Source organism: Variovorax sp. GW821-FHT09A10 (assembly GCF_059418385.1).
Genome location: NZ_JBWKPT010000003.1, coordinates 699,326 through 700,124 on the forward strand (window position 1 = coordinate 699,326; position 799 = coordinate 700,124).

The 799-nt window shown below is 63.6% G+C and carries 1 protein-coding gene; it reads right to left on the reverse strand.

Features of this window, described 5'->3' with window-relative positions; all coding sequences use genetic code 11:
• Nucleotides 1-799, reverse strand: a 799-nt coding sequence (locus AC07Q9_RS16470; protein WP_495310754.1) for a tandem-95 repeat protein, incomplete at both ends; no start/stop codon positions are given.

Consider the following 799-nt stretch of genomic DNA (forward strand, 5'->3'; position numbering starts at 1 on the left):
TGGGCGTGTACGTGTAGGTGCCGTCGGCGTTGACGGTGACCGTGCCGTGCGATGGATCGCTGCCCTTGGTGTACGTCAGAGTGTCGCCATCGACGTCGCTACCGACCACGCTGCCGCTGACCGGCGTGTCTTCGTTCGTGGTCTTGGTGTAGTCGGGCGCCGTGGGTGCATCGTTCACCGGGTCGATCGTGACGTTCACGGTGCTCGTCGTCGTGCCGCCGTGCCCGTCGCTCACCGTCACGGTGAAGCTGTCGGTGCCATTGAAGTTCGCACCCGGGGTGTAGGTGTACGTGCCATCAGCGTTGACCGTGACCGTGCCGTGCGCTGGATCGCTGCCCTTGGTGTACGTCAACGTGTCGCCATCGACGTCGCTGCCGACCACTTTCCCGCTGACGGGTGTGTCTTCGTCCGTGGTCTGGTTGTAGTTGGGAGCCGTCGGTGCATCGTTGACCGGATCGACCGTGACCGTCACCGTGCTCGTCGTCGTGCCGCCATGGCCATCGCTCACCGTGACAGTGAACGTGTCGGTGCCGTTGAAGTTCGGGTTCGGCGTGTAGACGTACGTGCCATCGGGATTGACCGTGACAGCGCCGTTCGAAGGATTGCTGCCCTTGGTGTAGGTCAACGCGTCACCGTCGACGTCGCTGCCGATGACCTTGCCGTTGACGGGCGTGTCCTCGTTCGTGGTCTGGTTGTAGTTGGGCACCGTCGGTGCGTCATTCACCGGATCGACCGTGACCGTCACCGTGCTCGTCGTCGTGCCGCCATGGCCATCGCTCACCGTGACAGTGAACGTGTC